This is a genomic window from Kitasatospora sp. NPDC053057 (assembly GCF_044546945.1).
Lineage (GTDB): Bacteria > Actinomycetota > Actinomycetes > Streptomycetales > Streptomycetaceae > Kitasatospora.
This window is the reverse complement of the sequence record NZ_JBITZP010000055.1, coordinates 36,094-41,226: the sequence shown is the minus strand read 5'-3', so window position 1 is coordinate 41,226 and position 5,133 is coordinate 36,094. Positions and strand designations below refer to the sequence as shown.

Annotated in this window: 5 protein-coding genes; 1 reads left to right on the top strand and 4 read right to left on the bottom strand. The window is 71.6% G+C overall.

The genetic code is table 11. The features are described 5' to 3' along the window. Positions 1–1,069 precede the first annotated feature (1,069 nt). The 4 genes from ACIG5E_RS35295 to ACIG5E_RS35280 all read right to left on the bottom strand — a co-directional run bounded on the left by ACIG5E_RS35295 (position 1,070) and on the right by ACIG5E_RS35280 (position 4,478). Positions 1,070–1,960 (bottom strand): S1 family peptidase, encoded by an 891-nt coding sequence (locus ACIG5E_RS35295; RefSeq protein WP_396540655.1) that lies wholly within the window; start codon positions 1,958–1,960, stop codon positions 1,070–1,072. A 180-nt stretch (positions 1,961–2,140) separates the two neighbouring features. After that, complete coding sequence (locus tag ACIG5E_RS35290) at positions 2,141–2,422, bottom strand: MerR family transcriptional regulator (RefSeq protein WP_396540662.1); 282 nt, start codon at positions 2,420–2,422, stop codon at positions 2,141–2,143. Positions 2,423–3,249: 827 nt separating this feature from the next. Further along, a complete protein-coding gene (locus ACIG5E_RS35285; RefSeq protein WP_396540653.1) occupies positions 3,250–3,903 on the bottom strand; it encodes a GPP34 family phosphoprotein in 654 nt (217 codons plus the stop codon). A 128-nt stretch (positions 3,904–4,031) separates the two neighbouring features. Then, a complete protein-coding gene (locus ACIG5E_RS35280) occupies positions 4,032–4,478 on the bottom strand; it encodes a MarR family winged helix-turn-helix transcriptional regulator (protein ID WP_396540651.1) in 447 nt (148 codons plus the stop codon). A 119-nt stretch (positions 4,479–4,597) separates the two neighbouring features. Here ACIG5E_RS35280 and ACIG5E_RS35275 point away from each other — a divergent pair, with 119 nt between their 5' ends. Continuing rightward, on the top strand, positions 4,598–4,990 hold the full coding sequence (locus ACIG5E_RS35275) for a nuclear transport factor 2 family protein (RefSeq protein WP_396540649.1): 393 nt from the start codon (positions 4,598–4,600) through the stop codon (positions 4,988–4,990). The last annotated feature ends 143 nt before the right edge of the window (positions 4,991–5,133 follow it).

The window sequence follows — 5,133 nt, the reverse complement described above, 5'->3', positions numbered from 1 at the left end:
TGCGCGGCAGCGCGCCGCAGTAGAGCCGCGCAGGATGACCAAAGGGGTCAACATTCAAGAACTGGCTGAGGGTCACTTTTCAGAGACTGGCGACAACTCCGGCGTCGGCGGCAACGGCGGCTGCCTGGTCATGACAGGATTGCCGCTCTGACGGAACTGGGCCGGTCCGCCCCTGGTCGCCGAGCCCCGGCCTGGTGAATCCTTCACGTCGCAACGGCAACGTTAGGCAGCCCCGGCGCTGAACGGCGCTGGGGCTGCCTGGGACGGCTGGCTGTGGCCTGTCGCGCCGGTTGAGTAGTCGTCGGCGCCGCCGTGAACGACCTTGGACACGAGGCAGAATCCGGGCAGGCGCGCGCCACTGGACACGCGCCCGGCAAGGCACCCCCGCCGCGGCGCGCGCCTATGGACAGACCCAGCGGCACTCACGCAGGCGGACCCAGCCGTCGCGCGCACCTTTCGCCGCGGGGCCGATGGCTACATCTCCCCGCCCGCTGACCACCGCGCGAACTCCTTGGACAGACCCGCACCTGACGACTCATGTAGCAGGCCCTTACCCGCGATCGGCGCGGGCCCGCGCCCTTCTCTCCTCTCACTCAACGTGATCGTGGGCAGGCGACAGGACTGGCTCAGCGCCGGTATAGCTCTTGGGGGTGCTGCAGTTCCTGGGCAGCAGACGCTGGGCTGCGTCTGCCAGCAGCTGGCTCAGCCTTTGCTGATCGTGCTGCTGCCGGGCCTCCTCCTGCCGCTCGACTCGTCCAGCACCTGCTGCTGGTACCTGCATCTCTCGAATCTCACAGCAACCCGGTTGACACCCACATGTCTCGGACGGTGAGCGGACAAACGGACAGAATGAACGGTGGCGCCCAGCACCGACACTTCCCGGCCCCAGGCCGAACAGCCGCCCCATCCTGCACACCTCGGCCATGCTCTCGGTGTGCAGGGCCGCCGCCTCGCCCAGGTCATGCCCGGCGGGCCGCGGCCACTGCGCGAGCCCGCCGACAAATAGACCCCCTCGCCATGAACCACACCGGTATTCGCGGCGGCACCGGCACCGTGTCGGCCTCCCGAATCAGCCGTTGCGCGCCATCACCTCATGGATCCAGCCCGCGTAGGCGGGCGCGCTGGTGTAGAGCCCCGGGCCTTCGCTGCAGCGCACGCCTGGGGCGCCGGGACCCGAGGTGACGCCGATGAGTTCCCAGCGCCCGTACCGGTCCTGCTGGAGCTGGGGGCCGCCGGAGTCGCCGTTGCATGCCATGGCCTTGGGCACCTGGCTGATCGTGCACAGGCGGGTGCTGTCCGCGAAGCCCGGCGCGCACTCGGAGACCGCGCCCCTGCGCGTGTCGAGTTCCTGGAGCCGGTTGGGGAAGACCCATCCGGTGGGGTCGGGTGCGTCGTCGATGGTGCCGAAGCCCAGGAGTCGGGTCGGGGTGCCGGGCCGCCCCGGCTTGTCGGCGATGCGGATGGGCTTCTCGGCGACCGGGCGGCTCAGGCGGATCAGAGCGACGTCGTTGCGGTTGGGGCCGGTGCCATCGCCGTTCCTGTAGCCCGGGTGGCTCACTGTCTTCGCGACGGACCGGACCGTGCCCCCGGACGTCTTCCACTCACTGCCGATCCGGACGGTGCCGTCCAAAGTGACAAGCGCCGGATCCACGCAGTGGGCAGCTGTGAGCACCCACTGCGAGCCGATCAACGATCCCCCGCAGACGCCCTTGAAGGTGGGGTCGTCCACACCCGTCACCGGGATGGACACCATGGACGGGTAACGCTGCGTGGAATCCTTCCCGTTGACGATGGCTTCGGCGCTGCCGGTCATCGTGGCGGCGCACGCCGCTCCGGCCAGTGCCACCGCGACGGTGCGCGCCGCCGTGCGGCGCGAGGACTTCAAGCCGAACACTTGTTCTCCGATCGGGCGAGCATGTGCGATGCGCTCAGCCTCCGCGATCAAGAGGAACTGATCCATCCGGCCAGCGGGCCCGTGCGGGGTAGGGAAAACCCCGGAGCGCGGCGGGCCGATGCCGGCCGTCAGGAGGACGACACCGCAGCTGCGAGACACCGCCCCGCCGGCGCGGACCTGCCGCACCATCTGGCAGGCGTTCCGCCGTGAAGGCCCGCGCCTGGCTGCAGGCGGGTGGCCGGCGGCTCAGGTCTGCGCGGGTGGCTCCGGGCTGCGCTGGGCGCGGCGGAGTTGTTCGTTGAGGCGCAGGGCTTCCTCGAGTTGGTCTTCGAGGATGACGATGCGGCAGGCAGCCTCGATGGGGGTGCCCTGGTCGACGAGGTCGCGGGCCCGCATGGCGATGCGCAGTTGGTAGCGGGAGTAACGGCGGTGGCCGCCGCTTGAACGTAGCGGGGTGATGAGGCGGTGCTCGCCGAGGGCTCGCAGGAAGCCGGGGGTGGTGCCGGTCATCTCGGCGGCGCGGCCCATGGTGTAAGCGGGGTAGTCGTCGTCGTCGAGTTTGTCGGGTGTGCCGGGGCTGGTCGTCGTAGTCACTGCACCTCTCTGGTTCCGGGGAGAACGCGTCGAGGGGCCCCGGCGCCGAGTCGGCTCCGGGGCCCCGAAGGGAAACACCACCATTTACCGGCCTTCGCCGGTCCTTTCATTCCGCACCGGCCCGTTCGAGGGGGTGTGCGGGGATCGCGTATGCGTGACCGGAAACCACCGTCCTTGCGTTGGGGTCTGCGGTGTCCGCCCGGGCGAGTGTTCATGGACCGGGCGATCCTGATGGCGCTTGCGCCTCCGTTCATCCTCTGTACTGAACTGTCATGTACTGAACTGTGAATTCGTACTGCTGGCCGGTGGCCGCATAAGGCCCACCCGGTCCGGCAGCCAGTCCCGTCGCCGTCCTGCACCTGCCTGGCTTCGGGACTCCGCTGCCGGACCGAACTGCGAACTTCTGTCCAACAACCCCGGCCAGTTCGTGTCTGGCCGGTATCGCCGACTGCTGTCTACGAGAGAAACGCTAGACCTGTCAGCGAGCAATGTCTACTCCGGCGCGCATAGATTTTGGGTCGGCCACGAGCGAGGTAATCTTCCGCTGCGTGGTGGCGGCACCCCCCGAGCCGCCACCACGCGCGGCCGGCGGAGGGCGGCGCGGCGGAAGTGAGCAACTGATCGGCGCAGCGGGTCGGTTCGGGTCGGTTGCATCGTCGGCGCCGTGCTGACACAGGGCCGCCCGCCCCGCCTCCCGAACCCGTTCCTACGCCTGTGCGCAGGCCCCTTCCCCGGCGACCGGCCTGTCGGCACGGGGCCGGTCAGCCTCCGCCCATCCCGCCCTGGGCGGCGACCATCGTCAGGTTCAGGCCGCTCACCGCCCGGGCCAGGCCCGGGGTCTCGTCGGCGAGCCGGTCGGTGAGCGCGGCGATTCGCCTGGCGTGGACCCAGCGGTCGTGCCTGGAGAGCACCAGCCGCAGGTGCCCGTGGGCGGCCAGCGCCGCGAGGACCGCGTCGGTGAACGGCGCAGCGGCAACCGGGGCACCGCCGCGAACCAGCTCTGCCACCCGCTCCTGGAGGTCCAGGGCCTCGCGCGGATCGTCCACCGCCACCGTCCGCTGCGGCGCGACCGGGCCGTAGGGGTCGCGGTCGGCCATGGTCACCACGCCGAGCACCGCGAGCCGCTCCTCGACGGCCTCCAGGGTGTCGTCGCGGCTGCGCCTGATCCACGCCTTCCAGGAGCGCGGCCGGTCGCCCAGTTCCGCGAGCAGCGCGTCCAGGACGTGATCCCCCGTGGCGGCGGCGGAGACGATCCGCACCCGGCCCGCCCCGTCCTCGGCGACGGCGCCCCGGTGGGCGAGCTCGGCCAGGGCTGCGGCGCGCAGCAGGAAGCCGGCCCGGGTGCGGTCCTGCAGGCACTGGGCCCGGGTGTCGAAGGCCAGCAGGTAGGCGTCCAGATGCAGTCCTCGGCTCATGGCACGACGATACGGCGCGCCCACCCGTCCGCCATCGGCCCGCAGGACGGCACGACCTCCCCCCACAGGAGCACACGCGCTCCTCCTCTGGGCGCGGGGGCGCAGGGGGCGCAGGCGCCGCTATCGGGTCAGGCCTGGAAGGGCCCCTCGTCGACGAACACCCGCAGCAGCCGGGCGAAGGTCCGCGCGTCCGCCGCCGGCCAGGAGGCGAGCGAGCCCTCGATACGGGCCGCCAGCCGTTCCCGGGTGACGCGCACCGCGCCCTGCCCGGCATCGGTCAGGACGAGCAGCGTCGCACGCCGATCGCCGGGGTCGGCCTCGCGCCGCAGCAGGCCGGCCTCCTCCAGCCGGTCGGCGCGGCGGGTCACGGTGGTGCGGTCGAGTCCGACCTCGCGCCCGAGGTCGGCGGCACTGCACGCACCGGTCCGCGCCAGGCCGCTGAGCAGCGGATAGGTGAGCTCGTCGACCGCCTCGCCCAAGCCCTCGGTCAGGTGGGCGTGGAGGCCGGCGCGGGTGCTGCGTCGCAGCAGCAGCCCCAGGGCCTCGGCGATCTCATGTCCTGTCGGATTCGTCACCCCACCAGATTAGCGTGCACGGAGCACGCTTTTCCTGTACGGTGTGATGCGTGCTTAAGGCACGCATATTCTCAGCTTCGACCCTCGGCCCTCGGCCCTCGACCTACCGGAGAACCCCCATGCGCCGCACCGACGTCAACACCGCCCTCACCGACCTGCTCCTCACCCCCGGACTCGACCTGGATGAGGCCGCCGACCGCCACTTCGCCCCCGACTACCGCCAGCGCACCGATGGAACCTGGGCGAACCGCACCGAGTTCCTCGCCCACATCGCCCACCTGCGCACGATCGTGGCCGGCGGCACGGTCGAGGTCCACGACGAACTCGTCGACGGCGACCGCTACGCCGACCGCCACACCATGACCCTCACCAAGACCGACGGCTCCACCGTCCGCGTGGAGGTCTACCTCTTCGGCGAGTTCGCCCCCGACGGCCGCTTCCGCCGGATCGAGGAGACCACCCTCATGCTCGAAGGCGCCGAACACGACCGGAACATCGGCAGCGCCCGCTGACCACCGAGCGCCGCCGGACGGTGATCCCGGCCCACCCCTGGCGGGGGGGGCGCCCCCCCCCGGGGGGCGCGCCCCCCCCCCCCCCCCCCCAACCCCCCCCCCACCCCCCCCCCCGCGCCCCAGCCCGCCCCCGGCACCCCCCG

Bases quoted from the DNA above. Each gene is read 5' to 3' on its own strand.
- ACIG5E_RS35290 (WP_396540662.1), bottom strand. From the start codon at position 2,422: ATGGGCCGCGCCGCCGAGATGACCGGCACCACCCCCGGCTTCCTGCGA.
- ACIG5E_RS35275 (WP_396540649.1), top strand. From the start codon at position 4,598: ATGCGCCGCACCGACGTCAACACCGCCCTCACCGACCTGCTCCTCACC.
- ACIG5E_RS35285 (WP_396540653.1), bottom strand. From the start codon at position 3,903: ATGAGCCGAGGACTGCATCTGGACGCCTACCTGCTGGCCTTCGACACC.
- ACIG5E_RS35295 (WP_396540655.1), bottom strand. From the start codon at position 1,960: ATGGATCAGTTCCTCTTGATCGCGGAGGCTGAGCGCATCGCACATGCT.